Annotated in this window: 19 protein-coding genes, 1 pseudogene and 1 riboswitch; of the genes and pseudogenes, 11 read left to right on the top strand and 9 right to left on the bottom strand. The window is 64.4% G+C overall.

Translation table 11 applies throughout. The annotated features are described in order from the left end of the window. Positions 1–203: 203 nt before the first annotated feature. Positions 204–761, top strand: coding sequence for a TetR/AcrR family transcriptional regulator (locus tag AB0L63_RS06610; RefSeq protein WP_364495531.1), 558 nt, complete (start codon positions 204–206; stop codon positions 759–761). Here the strand turns inward: AB0L63_RS06610 and AB0L63_RS06605 are convergent. Next, on the bottom strand, positions 750–2609 hold the full coding sequence (locus AB0L63_RS06605) for a Na+/H+ antiporter (protein WP_364495529.1): 1860 nt from the start codon (positions 2607–2609) through the stop codon (positions 750–752). The two genes, AB0L63_RS06610 and AB0L63_RS06605, sit on opposite strands and share 12 nt — an antisense overlap. Positions 2610–2746: 137 nt before the next feature. Between AB0L63_RS06605 and AB0L63_RS06600 the strand changes: the two genes are divergently transcribed. From AB0L63_RS06600 to AB0L63_RS06580, 5 genes are all read left to right on the top strand, one after another. Then, positions 2747–3637, top strand: coding sequence for an alpha/beta hydrolase (locus AB0L63_RS06600; RefSeq protein ID WP_364495526.1), 891 nt, complete (start codon positions 2747–2749; stop codon positions 3635–3637). A 235-nt stretch (positions 3638–3872) separates the two neighbouring features. Continuing rightward, positions 3873–4253: a hypothetical protein gene (locus AB0L63_RS06595; RefSeq protein WP_364495524.1), complete on the top strand. Its 381-nt coding sequence runs from the start codon at positions 3873–3875 to the stop codon at positions 4251–4253. Positions 4254–4532: 279 nt separating this feature from the next. After that, positions 4533–4703: riboswitch (M-box (ykoK) riboswitch) on the top strand. Positions 4704–5020: 317 nt separating this feature from the next. Further along, a complete protein-coding gene (locus AB0L63_RS06590; RefSeq protein ID WP_364495521.1) occupies positions 5021–5203 on the top strand; it encodes a hypothetical protein in 183 nt (60 codons plus the stop codon). A 101-nt stretch (positions 5204–5304) separates the two neighbouring features. Continuing rightward, complete coding sequence (locus AB0L63_RS06585; RefSeq protein WP_364495518.1) at positions 5305–7053, top strand: NRAMP family divalent metal transporter; 1749 nt, start codon at positions 5305–5307, stop codon at positions 7051–7053. 71 nt (positions 7054–7124) lie between these two features. After that, complete coding sequence (locus AB0L63_RS06580) at positions 7125–7472, top strand: hypothetical protein (protein ID WP_364495515.1); 348 nt, start codon at positions 7125–7127, stop codon at positions 7470–7472. A 125-nt stretch (positions 7473–7597) separates the two neighbouring features. On the opposite strand, the gene AB0L63_RS06575 is transcribed toward AB0L63_RS06580, so the two are convergent. The 4 genes from AB0L63_RS06575 to AB0L63_RS06560 all read right to left on the bottom strand — a co-directional run bounded on the left by AB0L63_RS06575 (position 7598) and on the right by AB0L63_RS06560 (position 11180). Then, positions 7598–8002: a cupin domain-containing protein gene (locus tag AB0L63_RS06575; protein WP_364495513.1), complete on the bottom strand. Its 405-nt coding sequence runs from the start codon at positions 8000–8002 to the stop codon at positions 7598–7600. Positions 8003–8287: 285 nt separating this feature from the next. Next, on the bottom strand, positions 8288–9559 hold the full coding sequence (locus AB0L63_RS06570) for a cytochrome P450 (RefSeq protein ID WP_364495510.1): 1272 nt from the start codon (positions 9557–9559) through the stop codon (positions 8288–8290). 14 nt (positions 9560–9573) lie between these two features. After that, complete coding sequence (locus tag AB0L63_RS06565) at positions 9574–10965, bottom strand: FAD-dependent oxidoreductase (RefSeq protein ID WP_364495507.1); 1392 nt, start codon at positions 10963–10965, stop codon at positions 9574–9576. After that, positions 10962–11180, bottom strand: a complete 219-nt coding sequence (locus AB0L63_RS06560; protein ID WP_364495504.1) for a ferredoxin — start codon at positions 11178–11180, stop codon at positions 10962–10964. The genes AB0L63_RS06565 and AB0L63_RS06560 overlap by 4 nt, the downstream gene beginning before the upstream one ends. Before the next feature lie 860 nt (positions 11181–12040). Here AB0L63_RS06560 and AB0L63_RS06555 point away from each other — a divergent pair. Beyond that, positions 12041–12643 carry a TetR/AcrR family transcriptional regulator gene (locus AB0L63_RS06555; RefSeq protein WP_364495501.1) on the top strand — a complete coding sequence of 201 codons (603 nt, stop codon included), beginning with the start codon at positions 12041–12043 and terminating at the stop codon, positions 12641–12643. A 177-nt stretch (positions 12644–12820) separates the two neighbouring features. Next, entirely contained in the window at positions 12821–13321 is a 501-nt protein-coding gene (locus AB0L63_RS06550; protein ID WP_364495499.1) for a nuclear transport factor 2 family protein, read from the top strand. 160 nt (positions 13322–13481) lie between these two features. Here AB0L63_RS06550 and AB0L63_RS06545 read toward each other — a convergent pair whose 3' ends face one another. After that, positions 13482–14207: a hypothetical protein gene (locus tag AB0L63_RS06545; protein ID WP_364495497.1), complete on the bottom strand. Its 726-nt coding sequence runs from the start codon at positions 14205–14207 to the stop codon at positions 13482–13484. Positions 14208–14285: 78 nt separating this feature from the next. On the opposite strand from AB0L63_RS06545, the gene AB0L63_RS06540 reads away from it, so the two are divergent. After that, the gene (locus tag AB0L63_RS06540; protein ID WP_364495494.1) at positions 14286–14945 is read left to right on the top strand and encodes a hypothetical protein; all 660 of its coding nucleotides are present in this window, start codon (positions 14286–14288) and stop codon (positions 14943–14945) included. Here AB0L63_RS06540 and AB0L63_RS06535 read toward each other — a convergent pair. The 3 genes and pseudogenes from AB0L63_RS06535 to AB0L63_RS06525 all read right to left on the bottom strand — a co-directional run bounded on the left by AB0L63_RS06535 (position 14844) and on the right by AB0L63_RS06525 (position 18336). Further along, complete coding sequence (locus AB0L63_RS06535) at positions 14844–15446, bottom strand: Tn3 family transposase (RefSeq protein WP_364495697.1); 603 nt, start codon at positions 15444–15446, stop codon at positions 14844–14846. The two genes, AB0L63_RS06540 and AB0L63_RS06535, sit on opposite strands and share 102 nt — an antisense overlap. 580 nt (positions 15447–16026) lie before the next feature. Further along, a pseudogene (locus tag AB0L63_RS06530) lies at positions 16027–16245 on the bottom strand (DUF4158 domain-containing protein); the annotation flags it as partial. A 144-nt stretch (positions 16246–16389) separates the two neighbouring features. Continuing rightward, positions 16390–18336 (bottom strand): glycoside hydrolase family 15 protein, encoded by a 1947-nt coding sequence (locus tag AB0L63_RS06525; protein WP_364495491.1) that lies wholly within the window; start codon positions 18334–18336, stop codon positions 16390–16392. Between the two features lie 1029 nt (positions 18337–19365). Between AB0L63_RS06525 and AB0L63_RS06520 the strand changes: the two genes are divergently transcribed. Further along, positions 19366–20151 (top strand): GntR family transcriptional regulator, encoded by a 786-nt coding sequence (locus tag AB0L63_RS06520; RefSeq protein ID WP_364495489.1) that lies wholly within the window; start codon positions 19366–19368, stop codon positions 20149–20151. Between the two features lie 67 nt (positions 20152–20218). Next, positions 20219–20866 (top strand): cache domain-containing protein, encoded by a 648-nt coding sequence (locus AB0L63_RS06515; RefSeq protein WP_364495486.1) that lies wholly within the window; start codon positions 20219–20221, stop codon positions 20864–20866. Positions 20867–20869 lie beyond the last annotated feature (3 nt).

The following is a 20869-nucleotide window of genomic DNA, read 5'->3' as shown; positions in this document are numbered from 1 at the left end:
AGAGCAGTTGCTCTGTTATAGCTCGGCACCACCCCGGCAAACTCTCTCCCGCTGTGCCACTGCATGTTTCTCCTGGTCACGGATACTTTCGCGATGCGGCGACACCAATGCGTGGACCTCGTTACGCTTCAGCGCGGCGGCAATACGATGAGGTACCGTCTGGTTCTCCGCCTTGCCCGCCCGAACAGAAACGGCGCCTGCGAATGTCACGACTGGTCACCAAGGAGCAGTACTTCGACACCGCTCTGGAGGTGCTGGCCGAACTCGGCTTCAAGGGCCTCAATATCGGCGTGCTGTGCCGTCGGCTCGGCGTCACCAGCGGTTCGTTCTACCATCATTTCGGCAGCTGGCAGGGCTTCGTGGATGCGCTGCTCGAGCATTGGGAGAACCGCCAGATCATCATCCTGCGCACGCTGAACTTCAACCAGGGCAATCCCGATAATGACATCCGCGCGATGTCCGACCTCGCCTCCGGCCTGCACCACGCCGCCGAGGCAGCGATCCGTGCCTGGGCCGCCAATGACGAATCGGTGAATCTGGCGCTCGAGCGGGTCGACGAATCGCGCCGCCGCACCGTGCACAAGGCCATCAAAGGCGTTGTCGGCGACGAGGAGACCACCGCGGTGGTCACCGCGCTCGGCATGTCGATGCTGATCGGCTACCAGCAGATCGCCGACGGCGGGGAGAACATTTCCCTGGACCAGCTGCTGGCCCAGTACGCGCGGTTGATCTACTCCCACGCCCGCCGATCAGCCGAGTAGCTCATCGACATAGCACCACCGCCACGTCTCGCCCGGTTCCACGCTGCGCATCACCGGATGTCCGGTGCTGCCATAGTGTTTGGTCGCGTGATTGCCCACCGAGGAGTCGCAGCAGGCGATATGCCCGCAGGTCAGGCACATGCGCAGATGTACCCAGGTGTAGCCCTCGGCGATGCATTCCTTGCACTCGTCGGGTTCGGTGGGCTCGCGCATCAGCGGTGCGTTCTGCAGATGCGTGCAGGTGTCGGCCGCCGCCGGCGCGGCCAGCGGTTCGATGCGCTCCTCTCCGGCTTCGTCGTAGCGGTCGATCATCGATTCCTCGAGATCGAGCCGGGACAGCACGTACTGCAGGATTTCGTAGTCCGCGCCTCCCGAATCCCGTACGCGCAGTACCGTTTCCCGTTCCGCGCGCAACATTTCCAGCCGCAGTCGACGGTATTCGGCGGTCGGTGTCACCAGTTCCGATTCCGAGCGGCCCAGGCGTTCCCAGGCCGCGTTGGTCTTCCAGGTGACCCGATCGCGCAGTGACTCGATGACACTTTGCGGCGTATCGGGGGTGATGTGCCTATCCAGTTCGGCCAGTCCGGCCGCAGTCGCCTGGTGCAGCAGATTCGCCTTCTGCAGTGCGTTTTCCGCGCGGCTCGGGCCGCGCACATGCAGCCGCCGCACCACCCACGGCAGCGAAGTCCCTTGCAGCAGTAATGTTCCCGCGACCACGACGAGCGCGAGCAGTTTGAGCACCGGCAGCTGCGGGGTGTCGGCGGGCAGCAGCAGCACCGCCGCCAGGGTGACCACCCCGCGCATGCCCGCCCACGACACCACCACCGGATGACTCACCGGCACATCGGCATTCGACAATCCGAGCATGCGCGAAAGCGCCGCCACCGGGAACACCCACAACGGCCGCGACAGCATCGCCGCCAGCATGACCGCCACCGCCGCCACGATCAGGGTGCCATGGTCGAGGCCGCTGTCCCACGCGCCCTCGACGATCGCGCGCATCTGCAGCCCGATTATCAGGAAGACGACGCTTTCGAGAATGAATTGGATGGTGCGCCAATTGGTGCGTTCGGCGATCCGGGAGGCGGCGCTCTGCCACACCGGCGCACCGTGGCCCAGCACCATGCCGCAGGTCACCACCGCGATCACGCCGGAGGCTTCGATTCCCTCGGCCGGCAGATAGGCCACGAACGGCGCCAGGAACGACAGCGTGGTGTCCAGCACCGGATCGGTGATGCGTCGGCGCAGCATCGCCAGCAGATAGGCGACCACGATGCCCACCGCCGCACCGCCGCCCGCCGCGAGCAGGAAGTCGCCACCGGCTTTCCATACCGACACCGTGCCCGCGGCCGCTGCGATGGCGGTACGCATCGTCACCAGTGCGGTGGCGTCGTTGAACATCGACTCGTCTTCGAGGATGGTGACTATCCGGCGCGGCATGCCGATGCGCCGCGCGATCCCAGTGGCGGCCACCGCATCCGTCGGCGCGACCACCGCGCCCAGCGCCACCGCCACCGCGAAGGGTACCGGCAGCAGCCACCACACCACCGCCGCGACCGCGAACGTGCTGAACAGCACCAAGCCCACCGACAGCAGCGCGATGGTGCGCACATTGGCCCGGAAGTCGACCAGGGAGGTGCGGATCGCCGAGGTATAGAGCAGCGGCGGCAGGAAACCCAGCAGAATGACCTCAGGATCCGGGTGGACCTCCGGAACATGCGGCAAATATGACGCGACCACCCCCGCCAGCGTCAAAACCAGCGGTTCGGATATCCCGAACCGTCGCGCGAGCGCCGCGAGCGACGCCGCCGACGCGACTAGAACAACCAGGCCGATCGCGACATGCACTGTGGCATTCTCGCAGAGCAAACACTCGGCTCGAAAAAGACCATGCGGTACGTGACACGGACAGTGCGGTCGGTTCCTCGGAACGCCTGTGGCGGTAGCGTGCGCGCGCAATAGTTGTCGGCACGAAGGAGGTAGACATGGAAGAGTTTGCGTCCTGGCGGGCGAACGGTCGGCGGCACACCCACCGCGGCCATCAGATCTTCTGGCAGGACAGTACCGGTGACGGTGCCGGAAATCTGCTCTGTATCCACGGTTTTCCCACCGCGTCGTGGGACTGGCACGCGATATGGCCGGGGCTGCGCGAGCGGTTCGCGCGGGTCATCGCCCCGGATATGATCGGCTTCGGATGGTCGGCCAAACCCCGCAAGTACGATTACCGGATCGCCGATCAGGCCGATATCCACGAGAACCTGCTGCGTGAGCAGGGGATCTCCCGCGCGCATATCCTGGCCCACGATTACGGCGATACCGTCACCCAGGAGTTGCTGGCCCGCGACGCGCAGCGCCGAGCCGACGGCGACAGTTCGCTGACGATCGAATCGGTGTGCCTGCTCAACGGCGGACTGTTTCCGGAGACCCACCGTGCGCGCCCGGCGCAGAAGTTGCTGGCGAGTCCACTGGGACCGCTGGTCGGGGTGTTGGGCACCGAGCGAGTCTTCCGCCGCAGTCTCGCCGGGGTCTTCGGTCCCGATACCCGCCCGAGTACCCAAGAGCTCGATCAGTTCTGGATCCTGTGGTGCAGTAAGCACGGGAAGAGCAACGGGCACAAGCTGATTCGCTATATGAGTGAGCGCAGGGCGAACCGGCGGCGCTGGGTGGGCGCGCTGGTCGACACGACGGTTCCGGTCCGGCTGATCGTCGGGCTACTCGACCCGGTATCGGGTGCGCACATGGCGCGCCGCTATCGCGAGCTGATTCCGGATCCAGATGTGGTCGAGTTGCCGAAGGTCGGCCATTACCCCCAACTCGAAGCGCCCGGGGACACCTTGGCCGCGGTACTGGATTTCCACACCAGCCGCGTGCAATAGACGCACACCTCAACGCTATGGGGTGTCCCATGCTATGGCTGCATGGCAGCGACACGCCGACCGAAACCGCTCGTGCGGAGTAGCTGTTCGCCCGTTGGTGCGATCCCGGCAGATTCGCCCAGATCGGACAATTCACGTAACCATCCAGACCGATGTGGCGTGCGGTCTGTGAGCAACCGAACTTCTTGACGCTCCAGTGCTTTTCGCGCGCATGGCAGCACCGTAGAGTCGGCGCATGGTTTTCCGGCTCGAGCTGCAATCTGCCCCACCGCTGCACCTGACACCCAACTGCGTGGTGCACACCGGAACCGTACGACTATTCGTTCCCGGCACGCTCATCCAAACCGTCACGGCCCCCGCCGAACAGTTCGGCTTCTTCCTCCCGAACACTCGCCCCCTGCCCGAGGACGCTCGCGAACCATATCTGTGGTCGGAGATGCATCTGATGACCGCCGACGCCGCATCCGCAAACATGCCCTTCGGCATCACGCACACCCAGGCGGCCTACGTCCCCGACCCGCGCGCCGGTCTGCACCGCTGGCTCCATCTCACCGCCGCCGCCCACCCTGCCAGAGAACTCCGCCTCGGCTACCGCGTCACTGTTCAAACACCATGATTGCGTGCAGACACGCACGCCAAGGCGTTGCCCAGCGGACCGGTCCGCCCACGGGCAGCCGTCCCGCGGATTGGGTGGCAGACAACGATCGATCTCCCGGCGGCATGGGCAGACCGCGATACCGGATATCCATGCGTATGTGCGCACATAAAACCAGGTCACGCCCGATTTCGCCCGCCGAACACGTGCCGTGATGCCATCCGTGCAGGTCAGACGGCAATTAACAACCAACTGGTCTGGATTTGACTTTGCGTACTCGCGGGTTCAACATTGCTTCGGTCAGCACCTCGCTAGGCGAGGCTCCTGTACGAACACAGGCCACTGATCCGACGACGTCGAGAGACGCCCAGGGTTAGGACAGATCTCCCCGGATTAAGGGGTGATCCGAAGTGGCTTCCCGATGGTGGGACACGTCGTGCAGTGCCGAAGCTCTGACGAGAGGGGTGCGTACCTGCCTATTTTCAGTGCAGGCTCCTCACCCCAATGATCTGACGCGATGAGCAACGACGTGCGCGTGCGTCCTGGCAGCAAGGAGGTGAGGGACGACATGAGTTCCGGCGACAGTCCGTATCCGAGTCCGGTTCGAAAGTCTGGTTCGTTCCCGACTTGCTGCGACACCGTAACTGCGTGACACCGCGGAGATCGCGCATCGGCTGAACCGGCGATTTCATGATCGTCGGATGAGGAGGTCGATGGGTATCGTCCGTGTGTTTTGGCGTGCCCGGGATTCGTTGCAGCGGTCAGCTTTTCATCACGAGGAGCACTTCATGGCCACCATCGGCTCTGTGCACGCCGACATCGTGTCGCTGTCCACGGCGCTGGTTGATTCCGTCCGTCGGATCCGCGCCCGGATGTTTCTGACCGAGCAGGAGCGCGCGAATATGCGGGCTTCCCGTGGACGGTCCGCGGTCTACACCGCGTCCCTGGGCGGCCACTCCTACCGCTGGTAGCGGCTGTGGGCCGCAGTATCCGGCATCACATCGACCTTCGTTGATCGATCGCACATTTCGAAAACAGCAGTATCGCAAGTAAATAGAAAGAGAGAACGGCCATGGCCTTCTTCTCCGGCGGCGGGAGCCGCCGCACCGGCACGGTGCCCGAGCCCGTGAACGTCACGAATGGGGCGGTGCTCGACAGCGCGCACGTCGGCGATATCGTCGGCGCCCTGGGCAGCATCGGCCAGCACGACACCACCGAGGGTCGCAGCCGCTGGCAGCGTTTCCGGATGCTGCTGGCGATCATGGGCCCCGGCTTGATCGTCATGGTCGGCGATAACGACGCAGGCGGTGTGGCCACCTACGCCCAGGCCGGGCAGAACTACGGAATGGCCCTGGTATGGGTGCTGGCACTGTTGATTCCGGTGCTGTATGTGAACCAGGAGATGGTAGTGCGGCTCGGTGCGGTCACCGGTGTCGGTCACGCGCGGTTGATCTTCGATCGGTTCGGCAAGTTCTGGGGCGCGTTCAGTGTCGGTGATCTGTTCATCGTGAACGCGCTGACCATTGTCACCGAATTCATCGGCGTATCCCTGGCTTTGACCTATCTCGGGCTTCCGAAGAGCATCGGGGTGCCGCTGGCTGCGGTGCTGCTGTTCGCGGTCGTCGCGGGCGGATCGTTCCGCCGTTGGGAGCGGTTCCTTTTCGCGCTGATCGCTCTCAACGTGGTCATGTTCCCGCTGGTGTTCCTCGTGGGTCCGGATGTGTCGAAGTCGGCCGAGGGCGTGATCCCGTCGCTGCCCGGTGGCCTGAATGTCGACCTGTTACTGCTCATGGTGGCCATGGTCGGCACCACGGTCGCGCCGTGGCAGTTGTTCTTCCAGCAGTCCAACATTGTGGACAAGCGCATCACCCCGCGTTGGATCCGCTACGAGCGCATGGATCTTCGCATCGGCATCGTCGTGGTCATGGTCGGCGCGATCTGCATCATGGCAGCCGCGGCGTTCGGTCTGGCCCCTGAGCTGGCCGGGGGGTTCACCGATGCGGGCGCGATCGCCGACGGCCTGCATGATCACGTGGGCAAGACCGCGGGCGCGTTGTTCGCGATCCTGCTGCTGGACACCTCCCTGGTCGGGGCGAATGCGGTCGGCCTTGCCACCACCTACGCGCTCGGCGACACCTTCCGCAGGCGGCACTCGCTGCACTGGAAGCTCTCCGAGGCTCCAGCGTTCTACCTCGGCTACGCCGCGCTGCTGGGCGTCGCGGCCGCGGTCGCTTTCAGCCCCGACCATGTCCTGGGCCTGATCACTCAGGGTGTGCAAGCGCTGGCCGGTGTGCTGCTGCCCTCGGCGACGGTGTTCCTGGTGCTGCTGTGCAACGACAAGGCGGTGCTCGGGCCGTGGGTGAACACCATGCGGCAGAACATCATCGCCGGTGTCATCGTCTGGACGCTGGTGCTGCTGTCGCTGTCGCTGACGGCCGCCACCTTCTTCCCCAACCTGACGACCGGTCAGCTGGAGATCTTCTTCGGATTCGGCGCCTTCGTGGGCCTGCTCGGTGGACTGGCGATCGCGTTCGCCCGCCGCCGCACCGAACGCAAGGAGACCGAGCAGATCGCGGCCGACCTCGGCGGCTTGGACCCGGATCAGGTCGAAGAGCTCGATTCGACCGCGCTGACCCGGGCCGAGCGCAAGGCGATCCTGGATCAGGACCGGGACAGCTGGCGAACCCCGGCGCTGGATACCCTGGAGCGCCCGGCCTTCTCGCCGCTGCGCATGGCCGGCATGATCGCCCTGCGCAGCTACCTGGCCTTGGCGGTCATCCTGGTCGTGGTGAAGGTCGTGCAGTCCATCAGCAGTGCGTAGATCCGCGAAACAGATTGTGGCGGCGAGGTGATCACCCCTCGCCGCCACAGTCGTATCGAAAGGATGGTGTCATGGATCGCGACAACTATTTACTGCACCAGGTCCACGCGGGAAAGCTCGCCACCGACATCACCGCGGGGATAGTGTCCACCGTCCTGATGTGGCAACGCCGCGTCGGGCTCGCGCTGCTGGCGGCCCACATACCCGCCGGCGTGGCCTCCGCCGTGCTGATCCGGCGCGACCTGTCGGACCTGCGTGAAACCCGCCGCGGGCGATATGTGCTCGCGCATATGCCACCTGCGGCCCAGGGAGTGCGCATGGCCGGTCAAATCCTCATGTGGCGGGCCGCGTATCGGCACAAGGTCATCGGCATCGCGGCCGGAGCCGCAGTGATCGTTGGCGGATGGTGTTTCGGATGACCGCCGAAGACGTCCCCGACGAGGCGAAGGCGTTGAAGGCAGAGCTGACCGAGATGCTGCCGTTCGCGCCGATCGCGGCGCTGCTGATCGAGCGGGTTGTCGATCAGTTGTGTCATCTGGGGAGGTCACCTCTCACTGCCAAGCTTTGCAGTCTCCTCGTAATGTATGGCGCGCTCGGCGGCGATGGGGTTGATCTTGACCGGGTCCAGAGCGCCGTCGGTGAACATGGATGAACCGGCTTCGAACAGGTCCTCCAAGTAGCATTCCCAACCGCCGGGCGAGGAGATCGGCACCACGCGCGGCGGTGGATTCGACGCGCACCGCAGGGCGTGCGGAATGCCGTATGGCAACAGGACGAACGTGCCCTTCGCTGCTGTGAGTGAGCGGTCGTCGAAATCGACACCGAGTTCGCCGTCCAGGACGTATATGCACTCGTCTGCGACATGGTGGGTGTGCCGGGGAATGTCCCGCGCCACCGTGACTTCGAGCAACGAGAATCTGCCCTCGGTGTCGTCGGTGCGGGCCTTCACCGCGAATGCGGGCGGCAGCGGGATGCGACCCGGCCGTGTTTCACCTCGAGATGCCGGGGGAAGTAGGGGCAGGTGTCGTCGCAGCGCATGGTGACCACATACTGTCGACGTCTCGACGGTATCGGCGGTCAGGATTTTCGGGGTGTGGGCGGTGATGTCGATGCCGACCTCGGTGTCGCCTTGAACTGCGGCCCGGCTGGTGGGTCAAAGGTACGGCGATCGTCGGTAGGGTTGATCTTGATAGGCTCGTTCGACGAGTGGCGTTGCTTGGATGTTGTGTTCTGGTCAGTCGGTGATGTGGTCGAAGTCGATGAGCAGGTGTCGTGGGCCGCGGAAGATTTGGCTTCGCCGATAGGGTGGCGGGTCGATGACCAGGCGAGGTTCGGTGACGCGGCGTAGGAAGGTTTCCAGCGCCAGGTTGACTTCCAGTCGTGCGAGTGGGCCGCCGAGGCAGGTGTGGATGCCGCTGCCCCAGCCGAAGTGCTCGTTGTCGGGGCGTTGGATGTCAAAGCGGTTGGGGTTGGCGAAGCGGTTCGGGTCGCGGTTGGCGGCGGCGTAGACCAGATATATCGCGGCCCCTTTGGGGATGATGGTGCCGGCGATGTCGATATCGGTAGTGGCGCTGCGACTGGGGAAGAACTGCACCGCCGCCTGCAGCCGTTGGACCTCTTCGATCGCGCGTGGAATCAGCTCCGGTCTGCTGCGCAGTTGCTCGTAGGATCCAGGGTTGCGCAGCAGCGTCATCACACAGTTGGAGATGGTGTTGACCGTCGAGTCGTGACCGGCGACCAGCAGCAGCCTCGCGTTGGACAACACCTGCTCGGCCGGCATCGGACCATCGGGGCCGTCGTCGTGGATCAATTTCGACAGCAATCCCGGTCCGGGCTCACGTTGGAGCTGTTCGATCAAGTCGGCCAGATATCGCATGAGCGCGTCGCTGCTTGTGCGGGCCTTCTCGGCGCGGGCTTTGCCCTGCTCGGTGGCCGCGTCCGGGCCCAGATCCGTCCCGGTCAACATGTCGTAGATCCGGGCATGGAACGTGGGCTCGTCTGCGAGCGGGACCCCGAGGATCGTGCAAATCACCGTCACCGGCACCGGGTAGGCGTAATCGTCGACCACATCCAGGCGTGTCTTGCCGCTGGACTTGATGTGGTCGAGCAGCTGGTTGCACAACCGAACGATGCCCGGCTCCATGCTGGGGATGAGATCGGGTGAATGCGGTGGCCCGAAGTGGCGCATCACCTGCCGGCGCGCCCGATCGTGATCGGGGGGATCGGAGGTGATGATGCTCGGCGCGCGACCGTAGGCCTGCATGTCCGCAGCGCCGGGCTCCGAGTCGGCGCCTGCTGTCAGGGCAGTGCTCAGCGGGCTACGGCTGATGTCGGAGCTGATCCGGGGGTCGTGGGCCAGCGTCAGCAGTTCCTGGTAGCCGGTCACGACGTACAGGTCCTCGGCCGCCCGCACGACCGGGGTCTGGCGCAGTTGGTCGAAGAACGGGTACGGGTCGGCGCGGTGTTCGTATTTCATCGCCTCCGCCCAGGCGGTCGCTGCGGTCATGCTCCCTCCCTTCTTCAGTGGAACTCCGCGCCCCGGGAGGTGGGATCGTGACCGGTCAGCACCACATCGGGAATCGCGGTCGGCACTCGCGGATCGGGGAAGCGGGCCGGCATCGGTGCCGGGTCGGCGGCCTGGTCATAGCCCGGCGGTGGCGGCGGGAACGGCGCCGAACGCTCGATCATCGCCGCGTAGTACGGCAGCCACTTGCCGTGATTGAACGTCACCGCACCGACGATGCGGCCGCGGCGCCCGTAGGCCGCGGCGAAGCGATAGTCCTCGGGGGACCCCTGGGTGAACACGATCTCATCGCCGAACGAGCACACCCCGACACCCTTGATGTTCACCCCGAATTGGGCCGACCAGAACGACGGTAGGGGCAGATGTGGTCGCCGGTCGGTCTCGAGGCTGATCATGTTGTTCGCGGCGACCTGTGCCCCGCACACGGCGTTGTCCCAATGCTCCATCGAGATGAACTGATACTCATACAGCACGTGTGGCTGGCGTGCGATGTCCCCGGCCACGAAGATGTTGTCGGTGACCACCGCGTTGATGTCGAACGCGCGACAGCCCGCATCGCAGCCGATTCCCCAGAAACCGGCGGCCAGCCCGGCACCTGCCAGCCACTCGACGTTGCGGATCGACCCCAACGACGCCACCACCACATCGACATCGAGCGTGGTCCCGTCCGAGAGCCGGGCCCGGCGCACCCGCCCGTTGGTGTCGCCGTCGAGGGCTTCCACCGACACACCGGTGCGCAGGTCGACCCCGGCGCTGAGCTGCATTCGCGCGGCGATATCGCCGATCACCCCGCCCAGCGGCCCGACCAGCGGCCCGCCTCCGCGCTCGGCGACGGTCACCGGCAACCCCAGCTCGCAGCACACCGAAGTCATCTCCGAGCCGACGAACCCCGCGCCGACGACGAGAACCCGTTTCGGGCCCGCCTGCAGCGCTGCCTGCAGCCGGGCCGCGTCATCGCAGGTGCGCAGCGTGAACACCCCCTGCAGGGCGCCCTCGGCCGGGTTGAACCATGGGCGGGCCCGAACGCCAGTGGCGATGAGCAGCCGGTCGTAGGGCACCGTGTCCCCGGTGGCCAGCAAGACCCGCCGGTTCGCCCGGTCCAAGCCGGTAGCGGCCACACCCAGCCGCCAGGCCGCGTCGATGCCCCGCATGCGGGGAAGCTTGGTGTGATCGGCGCGAACCCATCCCATGAGGACCTGCTTGGACAACGGCGGCCGGTCGTACGGTTCGTGCGGCTCGTCACCGATAAGAGTCAACCGCCCGCGGAAGCCCTTCTCCCGCAAAGCCTCCGCGGCGCGAAGCCCGGCCAGCGACGCCCCCACGATCACGATCCGCCCCTCGGCCCGAAACATTCTGACCAGGTCCGCAGTCAGCGACGCGGTGCTCATGCCACAGGCTCCGGCCCATCAGGGGTGAAGGTCTCCACCAGGATCGCCTGGACCGGGCACGCCGCCGCCGCCCGCAACACCCGCTGGCGCTGCGCGTCATCAGGGTTGGGATCATAGGCCAGCGCCTCCTCACCCCGCAGTTCGAGCACATCCGGCGCCAGCGGAACGCACTGCGCATACCCCTGACACCGATTCAGATCAACCACGATGCGCATACCCTCAGCTCCTCATCCGAAGCGAGTCCCGATGTGGTCACCCCCGCGAAACCGCTGCGGGCCAGAAACGCATACACCCGCAAAGGTTGACGTGAACTCCCAGAAGACGATCACGCCCCGAAGTGCGGGTGCCGGGCGGGCACCTCACGACGGATTCGTAGCACCCGATGTCGACGATCTAGTTCCTTCACCAGCCGACAACCGCTACCACCTTCAGTCTCCCCCCAGGCAGGGCACTGCCACCACCGCCACCCGGATCCCGACACCCGGTTCACTCCGGAATAGGCGAGCAGGATTCAACGACGGCGCGCGGCCGAAGGACGACGAGACCTACTGACATCGAGTGACGAATCCGCAGTTCGGCCACTGACATTCACGTGACGACTCGCAGTTTCCCGGTGCCTGCCCACTCTTGCGGAAACTGGCGCTAAGCCTCTACGACCGGTGCCATCCCATATTCGAGGTGCTCGTATTCTTCCGTGAAGCCATCGGTAGGTGGGTCCGTTGGGAGGGCGCGTCTCCGGCACCATGGAGGGCGACACCGACGCCGAACTCACCGCCCTCGGATCCACCGACTATCGGCCGTCCGCGATGCTGACCTCGCTTGAGTCCGGCTGCCACCACTCGTGCGCATCCTGTAATGCCGATGACAGGATCGGGATCGGGACCCGGGGCGCTGCTTGGGTCGGTGTGGCTGGCGCTGCCATGACGGCTCCATGGTTGCCCATAACAGGTCGTGCCGACGCCGGGACGGACTAGACATCACCAAGGTCGTCGGGCGTCAAGGTTCGCTGTGCTGCGATTGTGCGCGCAGCACTGTTCTGTACCCTAGAATACATAATGATGGTAGGGTCATGCCTGTGGGCAGACCGCGGGAATTCGACGAGTCCGCAGTCCTTGATGCGGCAGCGGGCCAGTTTCGAATGTTCGGGTTCAGTGATAGCTCGACCGAACGGCTGTGTGAGGTCGCCGGAGTGCGACGGAGCAGCTTGTACAACACGTTCACATCGAAAGAGGAGCTGTTTGTCCAGGCCCTGCAGCGATACCTGTCCGTCGTAGACCAGGCGCAAGAAGCAATCCTCTCCGACGAGAGCCTCGACGGGCGGGAACGGCTGGAGGTGCTGGCTGAGCTGGTGTTGACCGAGGAGCGTGAGGCTGCCCGGCAGGGACATGCAGCCGGTTGCATGGTCGTCGGTACCTATATGGCCCCAGGGCTTCGCGAACGCGACGAGCGGATAGCACGAGCTCTGGAAGCCTCGCTAGAGCGGCGACTGTCACTGCTGGCATACGCGATCCGATCCGGCCAGGCTGATGGCAGCTTACGTCGCGATGTCAACGCCGACGACGGCGCTCTTCTTGTGGTCACTGTGATCTCCGGGCTTCGAATCAGTGCCCAGGCAGGCGCCGGCCCTGACCAACTGCAGCGAGTCTTTGCCCTAGGGCTGCAACCCCTCGTCACGTAACCCGCGGTCTCTAGACCGTGGTCCCTCGGACCTCGCACGCCATCGTTCTGGACTCCTGAATACAGAAAGATGTTTGTTGAACTGATCTCTTCTGCAACGCATCACGCTCAGAACACGCAATCCACGAACCAAACGACCGGACGATGCCCGGTTTCGCACTCGCATAGGAGTTCTTCCATGACCTCGACCACCCCCACCGGCCTCACCGACCAGCGAATCGCGATCGTCCGTCGCGCCTTCGAGCTCATCGATGCGAGTGATCCTGCGCTCCTCGATCTCTACACCGATGATGTGGAACTGTATTTTCCGAAATTCGGTGTCGGACACGGTAAGCAGGACATGGCCGAGTTCGCGCAGCGACTCTGGGCAGACCTATCGACCCTCGAACACGACATTGACGGTCTGGACATCATGGTGGCCGGAGAGAGGATCATCGTAGAAGGCCGTGAATGGGGTACCACCGCTGATGGGCGCCGTTGGCCAGACCAGCGAGTCTCGACCGGCCGTTTCTGCAACGTTTTCACATTCCGCGGCACGCTCATCAGCGCGGTCCACATCTATGTAGACCCGGACTTCACAAGCAGCCATGAACAGAAAGTCCTTCAACTCCACCGCGGTGACGACACGAATGATCAGGCTCGGCTCCGCTACCCAGCCAAGACTGCCGAGAGGCCCTGACGCAGACGCGACCCTTCCGCTCAGAGAAAGCGGCATTGGTGCCCCTGCGCCACAATGCTCCGCTGCAATGCACTGTATTGCCGCATACCGCGCGTCCTGCAGCGCCACCGGGGCACCGGTGCCACCCCCTGTATTCGGCGCGCTCGTATGCCCCCGGATCTCACATATGCGCGGGTGACGGGCGTGCCCGAATGGCGGCGTAGTTGGCCCAGTCGGTCGCGAGAGCGGAAGCACGTTCCGCGGCGAATCGCGGGTGACAGCCGACTAGGTCAGCGAGGACTGGCGCAGGGATTTCGCGCAAGAGCTCATTGAAGGCTGCGACCCGGCTGGTGCCGGTGATCCCCAAGCTGCGAAGCCGAACTCGGAGTCGGCTCGTCGTGATCGGCCGCTTCGGCCGCTGCCCAGGGAACAGCCAGGGCGAGGTGAGGTTGGCGGCGGTTCCCATGTTGCGACGCTGGATAATCAGGTCGGTTATCGGGCGGTCCAACGGCTCTGGCATCAGCAAATCTTCCTCAGCGATCCGCAGGAGCACTTGATCATTGCGCGTGGTCACGTCATCGACCTTGATCTGGGTGATGCGAGTGGCCGGCTGAGCGTAGAGCAGAACCAACAAGCCCGCGACACGATCGATGGGCGCCAGCGAGTCGTCGGTGAACAGACGGCGGACCAGCGCAATTCGTTCGCCCTGGGGCTGTGCCTCAGGCGCAACTCTGGGCGGGTTGGGGATGCGCAGCTTCGGGCAGAGCCGCCGCCGGATGGCGAAGGTCATGAAGATTCGGGCCGTCAGGCGAGTTTTCGGGCCGTCGGCGAACCAGTCGTCGATGTCGTGCTGTGTGCATTCGCCCAGGGTCGTTCCCCGTGATCTCAACCAATTGAGGAAATCCATTGCGACCCTCGCTTATTGGCGGGCGGTGTTCCAGGACCCTGCGCGCAGGGTGCCGTTGTCGAGTTTTCGGAGAATCCGGTGGCGGTGGTGCCATTTATTCGTGCGGTGCGCGGGCTGTCGACCGTGCGGTCCTACCAACTTGCGATTCGCGCGTTCCTCGCCTACGTCTGCGAACCGCTCTACGGCTGGGATATCGAGTGCGAGAGGCGATTTGGGACTCATCCGGTTCAGATCAGCCACGACTGGAACAGCGCCAAGCACGTCCTGGACGTTGAGGGGCGCCCGCAACGGCGGGCGTTGACGCGGCCCGAGTTGCAGCAGCTGTTCGACGCGTCCGACGCGATGGTGGAAGAGATCCGCCGTCATGGCCGCAAGGGTGCGGTCGCGGCGTTCCGCGACGCCGCAATGCTGAAGACCGCCTACGCTTTTGGGCTCCGCCGGCGTGAGCTGGTGCGGCTGGAGGCGCACGATTTCGGCCGCAACCCCAAAGCAGCAGAGTTCGGAGACTTCGGCGTCTGCTATGTCCGTTTCGGCAAGGGCAGCCACGGCAGCGGCCCGAAGCGGCGCAGCGTGCTGACTGTGATGCCCTGGTCGGTCGACGTGCTGCATTTGCTGCCCTCCCACGCTCGGGTGGCGTCATGCCCAGATCGTGGCGGCCTTCCTGGAGATTGGCCTGCGCCTTGGCTTCCCGCCGGTAGGGTTCGTCGTCGGCCAGGCGCAGGATGTGCAGGGTCTTAAAATCCGGCCGTAGTGGGCGATGGCCTGGCCGAGGTGGGTGGGGTTTCCGTCGCGGGAGACCATGCGCGTGACCTCGTGCGCGGAGACCTCACCACGGTTCATCGACACCGCCACCCGGCACATATCCTCCCAGTGGGAGCACACTTTCTCGATATCGATCCGCCCTCGGGCGGCCTTGTCCAAGGGCCCGTAGTCAGCGGCCGGGTCGACGCGCCACAACCGCTGATCAGGCAGGTGCTTCAGCTGCGGCCGGTACTTGCGGCCCAGCAAATGCAGCAGACCGAACACGATGTCCGAATACGATCCGGCGTCAGAAATGATGTCGTCGGGCACTTTGCTGCCCTCGGGTTGGCGCAGGATCACGTCGATGGCGTTGAGCGAGTCGCGCGGAATGCCCGACACGACCATCGCGTTCAGCCCGGCGGCCTGGTCGTTGAGCATGTTCAGCCAGGTAGAACCCCGTTTCGGTCCGAAATATTTTCGGTTCGGGCGGGCGTGGATCGACCGGACGGCACCCGCCGCGAGCAGTGCGTTGCGGAGCGATCAGATCCGCCAGCGCGGCAACGGCTTTCAGCACCGGCGCGGCGTCGGCGGTGGCGCCGAAGTGGATGTTGCGCATCATCGCGGGCAGGAACGCCCGCACCGTGGCGTACCGGTTGGCCGGCTCCTCGAACCGCTGCGAGTCGCACTCCGGATCCGCCTGCGGCACCAGCTCATCGGTCGATGCGAGCGCGGCCCGCAGTTCCGCCTTGGACACGGTGTTCTCGATCAGATCCCACACCAGCTCCAGCGACAACCCCGGCTCGGTCTCGCTCATCTCCAGCAGCACCCGCACCGCCTGGGCCAGCTTGCCGGCGTTGCGGCTCACCCGCGGGTAGCGCTTGAGCTTCTCGTCCCTGGACTGACGTTCGGCCTTGGCCATCAGATCGGTGACCATCAGCAGATCGAACAACTCCAGCACGTCATCGATGGCCTTGGCGCGCAAGGTGAACACCGTCGCGCACAGCAACGCCAATAGCCGCTCCCGCTGGGAGCGCATCCGCCGCAGATGCACGGTCTTGCCGGTCAATCCGTGTAGCAGAGCGTTGCGTTTGCGCAACCAGTCCACCGCGCCCACGAGCAGGGACTTCGGGCCGTCGCCGGTCATCCACGCCTGATCAGCGATCCACGCCAGCAGCTCGGCCTCGACCTGCGCGTAGGAGACCAGCCCCTGGCTGCGCTGGATCTCCCACGCGTGCTCGAACCTGGTCTTCTCCCGGTCGGTGTAGAACTTCACGCACGACGGATCCGCGATCGCCAACCCCGGACCCAGTTATCCGAGATTCGACCGACTTCCGGAAGTTGTCATACGCGAACGGATTTCGTGTACCGCTGCGACGTATGCGACTCGAGCGGGCCACACCGGGCGACCCGCAATTGCGCACGCCTGGCCGCAGCATCGGGGTCAGCGGTGCATGTATCCCAGCGTGAACGATGCATCGTCCAGTCGTGGGGCGATTGATTCCCCGCCGAGCACCTGCCGCAATACGGCTTGTTCGTCCTGGATGACGTGCATTACGGCGTTGATCAGGGCCAGGTGGGTGAACGCCTGGGGGAAGTTGCCCCAGTGCCGACCGGTTCGGGGGTCGACCTCCTCGGCGTAGAGGCCAAGAGGGCTGGCGTAAGACAGCAGCTTCTCACACAACTGTTTGGCTCGTGTCTTTTCGCCGATCTCCGACAGCGCCGAGACCAGCCAGAACGAGCAGATCGTGAAGGCACCTTCGTCCCCTGCGCAGCCATCGTCGGTTTCACTGACGCGATACCGCAATACGAGACCGTCTTCGGTCAGTTCGTCGGCGATGGCCAACACCGTGTTGCGTACCCGGTCGTCATCGGGGGGCAGGAAACGAACCAGCGGGATGAGCAGGGTCGAAGCATCCAGCGCCGTGCTGCCATAGTACTGGGTGAATACCTGCCGGGAATCGACCGCGTGAGTGCATATATCGGCGCGGATTTCGTCTGCGGCCTGTTGCCAGCGATGCGCGCGCTCGAAGTCCTGGTGGATGCGGGCCAGCCGGGCGCCGCGATCGGCGGCAACCCAACACATCACCTTGCTGGAGGTGAAGTGTTGGGGCTGCCCGCGTACTTCCCAGATGCCATGGTCGGGGTCGCGCCAGTAGGTGAGGGCACTTTTGACCGCCCGTCCCAACAGCAGCCAGGATCGCGCGTCGATTCGGTCTTGGTTGCGCGCATAGAGATAGACCGCGTCCAGCGCAGCGCCCCACACATCGTGCTGGCGTTGCCGGTACGCGTCGTTGCCGATACGCACGGGGCAGGCGTTTTCGTAGCCGCGCAGGTGGGCGAGAGTCTGCTCGGTGAGGTCGCTTTCGCCACCGATGCCGTAGACGATCTGCATGTCCCGGACGTCTTCGGTCAAGCTGATGATGTAGGAGAAGAAGTCGTTCGCCTCCCAGCTGAAGCCCAGTGTGTACAGGCCCCACAGCGCGAAGGCGGAGTCGCGTATCCACGAGTAGCGATAGTCCCAATTGCGTTGTCCACCTGGGGTTTCGGGTAATGACGTGGTGGCGGCGGCACTGATGGCGCCGGTGGGTGCGAAGGTCAGCCCCTTGAGAGTCAGCGCGCTGCGGGTGAGCTGGGCAGCCCACGGATGGTCCGGAAACCGCCCGCCGGCCAGCCAGTGCCGCCAATGGTGGATTGTCTGCAACAGCCGTTCATCGGCCTCGTCAAGGGCGCGGGGCGCGTCACGACTACCCCAGGAGAGCGCGCAAAAGCGTGCGTCGCCCGCCTTCAGTAGGGTGCGAGCAAGCGCGTGCGTACCTTCCAGCCCCAGGCGCATGTCGGTAGTCAGCGTCAGCTGCATGTCGATCCCGTCGGCGCGGGCCTGCGCGATGTAGTAGCTGTCGAGATACTCCCAATGAGCGCGATACCTGCCGTAGTCGAAGGATGGATGGCAGTCGAGCGCGAACTGGATTTGCCCGGTCTCACAGTGCACTGTCCGCAGCAGAATATGCTCCGCGTCGTAGTCGGTGGGGGTTCGACGATGGGCGCTACGGCCGGGTACCTGGTGCCGCCATGGCCCGACCAGCAGCACATCGCGAACCGTCGCCCACCCTTCGCCACTGCGCCAATTCGTCTCCATGACCATCGTGCCAGGGACGTAGCGGCGATCGGTCGGCACCATGAAGTCGGCGGGGGCGAACCGAAACGAACCGGCGGAACGATCGAGTATGGCCGCGAAGACACTCGGGGAGTCGATGCGGGGTAGACACATCCATTCCACGGCTCCGCTGGGGGCGATAAGTGCAGTGACCTCGCAGTCGGAGATGAAACCGTAGTCGTCGATGCGCGGGAACGCCGTGAGCTGCGGCGGGCGTTCGATGTCGTCATCCATGTGTCGCTCCATCGTCATCTCGGCGCTGAACTCCGGCCTCGCTATTCCACGTAACCTGGTGAACAACCTTCTTGCTCGACCAGACAGCGAGCGAATCGGGACATGAGTGATGTGGCGTTTCCCAACAGCCCACCACCTTGTGGGCCGTATCGGCAAGCCCGGGTGTGTGCCGAGACATGATGAGCCGGGTCGCTGTCGCTCGACCACGACCACATCGCCGCCGTCGGACGGACTACAAATTTCGGCAACCCCGGTCTTTCGATGCAGACAGGGCATTTCACGCACGTTGTGTGAATGAGCAGCAAGCGATTCGGGCTGAGTACGCACCAGAACGGTGCGCGCTCGGCGACGTTATGCCATTGCTTGCTGTCTGGCCATCGGAGGGATCATTCCCGTCCAGAATTCGTGGCGGACCGCATCCCACAGCCTCGCCAGTTCTGGAAGGAGTTCTCGCGCTCGCACGAGGTCCGGATAGTTGCTGGGACTGAAGGAGGCTATTGGCGTAGCGTCGCATGCATTGTGCACGGCGACAATCGCGATCAGATGGTGCTGAACCAAGCGCCACGTCACACACAGTCCGTCGACTTCAGTTCGGCGCGTCTCAACCATTTTCGATACCCCGGCACCGCATGCTTACCTCCTGCATTCGCCGACCATCTCGACCGGCCGCATTCCGCCATGACTGCCTTCTCTGGCCGGCACCTCGCGGCACGGCCGCGGATGCACCACCAGAGGTGCTCGCCATGACAGGTCGCGTTCTCGGACTGGAAAGTCCTGCTTCGATCGTGACGTCGGTGCGAGGGCAGTCACATAGCCATGAACATAAGACATTAGATTTCATAGTTCAAGACTTTCTCTTGTAAAGATCGCATCTACTCCGACCACCCATCGGGCACGCACCCGTTCTACGGGCAGCTCCGGCGAGGTCGGCATAGTGACGCGCAGATACGAGAGACACCCGGACGGGACCGATCTATGGTCGATGTAAAACTTTATAGTTCATATTTCAAGTGTTAGTTGGCTAGAATCGTGTCAAGTCCCGCCACCCCAGGAGTCGCGTTGTCCCAACAGGAGAGGGCCGGATTGACCGCGCTCAACGCCGTGCTGTCACCGCTCGAGGGTGGTCCGAAAACCGAGGCCGTAGTGCAGCGGCTGTCTGCCGCGGTCAGCCTCGGTGTCATGGTCGACGGCCAGCAGTTGCCGAGTGAAACCGATCTCGCCAACCAGTTGGGTGTATCGACGATGACCCTGCGGGAGGCGCTGGTCGTACTCCGGCAGCAGGGAATCGTGCACACCAAGCGTGGGCGCGGGGGCGGCAGCTTCATCAGCGCTTCGGCGGAGGTTTTCGAGAACACCTCGCTGGCGCGGTTGCGGCAGATGAGCATCCAGGAGTTGCGTGATCTGGGGGATGCGCACCTCGCCATCACCGGGGCAGTTGCCGCGTTCGCTGCGCGGCGCAGCTTGCGGGCCGATATAGTCGGACTCCGCGCGCTGGTCGACCGGCTGAAGGACAGCTCCGACCTCGTCTCGGCACGCCAGGCCGACAGCCGCTTCCACATCGAGATGGCGGTGTGCGCACAGTCCACCCGACTGACCCGCGCCGAGGTCGGTTTGCAGGCCGAGCTCTCCGCCTTGGTCTGGCTGCCGCGGCTGAAACTGGACCCGGCTGCCGAGGCGAGCGCCCATCGTGACGTGGTGGACGCGATCGAACAAGAAGACGATAGCCGTGCACGAGAACTAGCAGAATCACATGCAGAATCACGCATCCGCCGCCTCGTTGCCCTACGCTTGGAACTCAGTGAGGGACACCGATGACTTTTCGGCTCCGGCGACAGTCGAGTCGCTGGTTGACTCTGTCACAAAACTGGCCGACGAGGTCTACGTGTCGCTCGCAACCATCGGGACCGCGCTGACAACCCTGTGGGATGGTCTCACCGAGAATCTGCGGTCGGCTCCCCAGTCGACTGATCTGGCACCGCTGCGCGAACTCATTCTCGGCGAGCTGGAGCGGCGCGGAAAATTGTTCAATGGCGCGGGCGTAGTGATGGCCGACAGCGTGCTCGCGGATCGCTCCCGATACCTGGAATGGTGGCTTCCCGACGCGCAGCGCCTGGTGCTCGAATTGAATCCACATAATGAATATTTCTACGACTATACGAAAATGGACTGGTTCACGGTTCCGTGCGAGCAGGGTCGGCGATGGGTACAGGGGCCGCACCTCGATTACGCGTGCACCGATGAATACGTGTGCACATTCTCGATACCGGTCACGAGCACATCGGGAACATTCCTCGGAGTCGCCGGTGCCGATGTACCGGTTGCCGCGATCGAGCAGGCCTTGCTTCCACGATTCCAGGCATTCGGTCAGCGGGTAGTGCTGGTCAGCAGCGAAGGCCGCGTCATTATCGGGACCGATCCCGAATTCACCACCGGATCAAAGACGAGCGGGATGGACAGATCTGCTGCGACAGTCCCGATCGAGGCGATGCCTTGGTCATTGCATCCGCTCGGGTCCACGGCATCGCACTGAGCC

Source organism: Nocardia sp. NPDC051990 (assembly GCF_040680755.1).
GTDB lineage: Bacteria > Actinomycetota > Actinomycetes > Mycobacteriales > Mycobacteriaceae > Nocardia.
This window is presented reverse-complemented; position numbering and strand designations above follow the sequence as displayed.

Excerpts from the sequence above, each read along its gene's own strand:
- AB0L63_RS06610 (WP_364495531.1), top strand. The coding sequence starts at position 204 with ATGTCACGACTGGTCACCAAGGAGCAGTACTTCGACACCGCTCTGGAG.
- AB0L63_RS06600 (WP_364495526.1), top strand. The coding sequence starts at position 2,747 with ATGGAAGAGTTTGCGTCCTGGCGGGCGAACGGTCGGCGGCACACCCAC.
- AB0L63_RS06595 (WP_364495524.1), top strand. The coding sequence starts at position 3,873 with ATGGTTTTCCGGCTCGAGCTGCAATCTGCCCCACCGCTGCACCTGACA.
- AB0L63_RS06590 (WP_364495521.1), top strand. The coding sequence starts at position 5,021 with ATGGCCACCATCGGCTCTGTGCACGCCGACATCGTGTCGCTGTCCACG.
- AB0L63_RS06585 (WP_364495518.1), top strand. The coding sequence starts at position 5,305 with ATGGCCTTCTTCTCCGGCGGCGGGAGCCGCCGCACCGGCACGGTGCCC.
- AB0L63_RS06580 (WP_364495515.1), top strand. The coding sequence starts at position 7,125 with ATGGATCGCGACAACTATTTACTGCACCAGGTCCACGCGGGAAAGCTC.
- AB0L63_RS06570 (WP_364495510.1), bottom strand. The coding sequence starts at position 9,559 with ATGACCGCAGCGACCGCCTGGGCGGAGGCGATGAAATACGAACACCGC.
- AB0L63_RS06565 (WP_364495507.1), bottom strand. The coding sequence starts at position 10,965 with ATGAGCACCGCGTCGCTGACTGCGGACCTGGTCAGAATGTTTCGGGCC.
- AB0L63_RS06560 (WP_364495504.1), bottom strand. The coding sequence starts at position 11,180 with ATGCGCATCGTGGTTGATCTGAATCGGTGTCAGGGGTATGCGCAGTGC.
- AB0L63_RS06550 (WP_364495499.1), top strand. The coding sequence starts at position 12,821 with ATGACCTCGACCACCCCCACCGGCCTCACCGACCAGCGAATCGCGATC.
- AB0L63_RS06545 (WP_364495497.1), bottom strand. The coding sequence starts at position 14,207 with ATGGATTTCCTCAATTGGTTGAGATCACGGGGAACGACCCTGGGCGAA.
- AB0L63_RS06525 (WP_364495491.1), bottom strand. The coding sequence starts at position 18,336 with ATGGATGACGACATCGAACGCCCGCCGCAGCTCACGGCGTTCCCGCGC.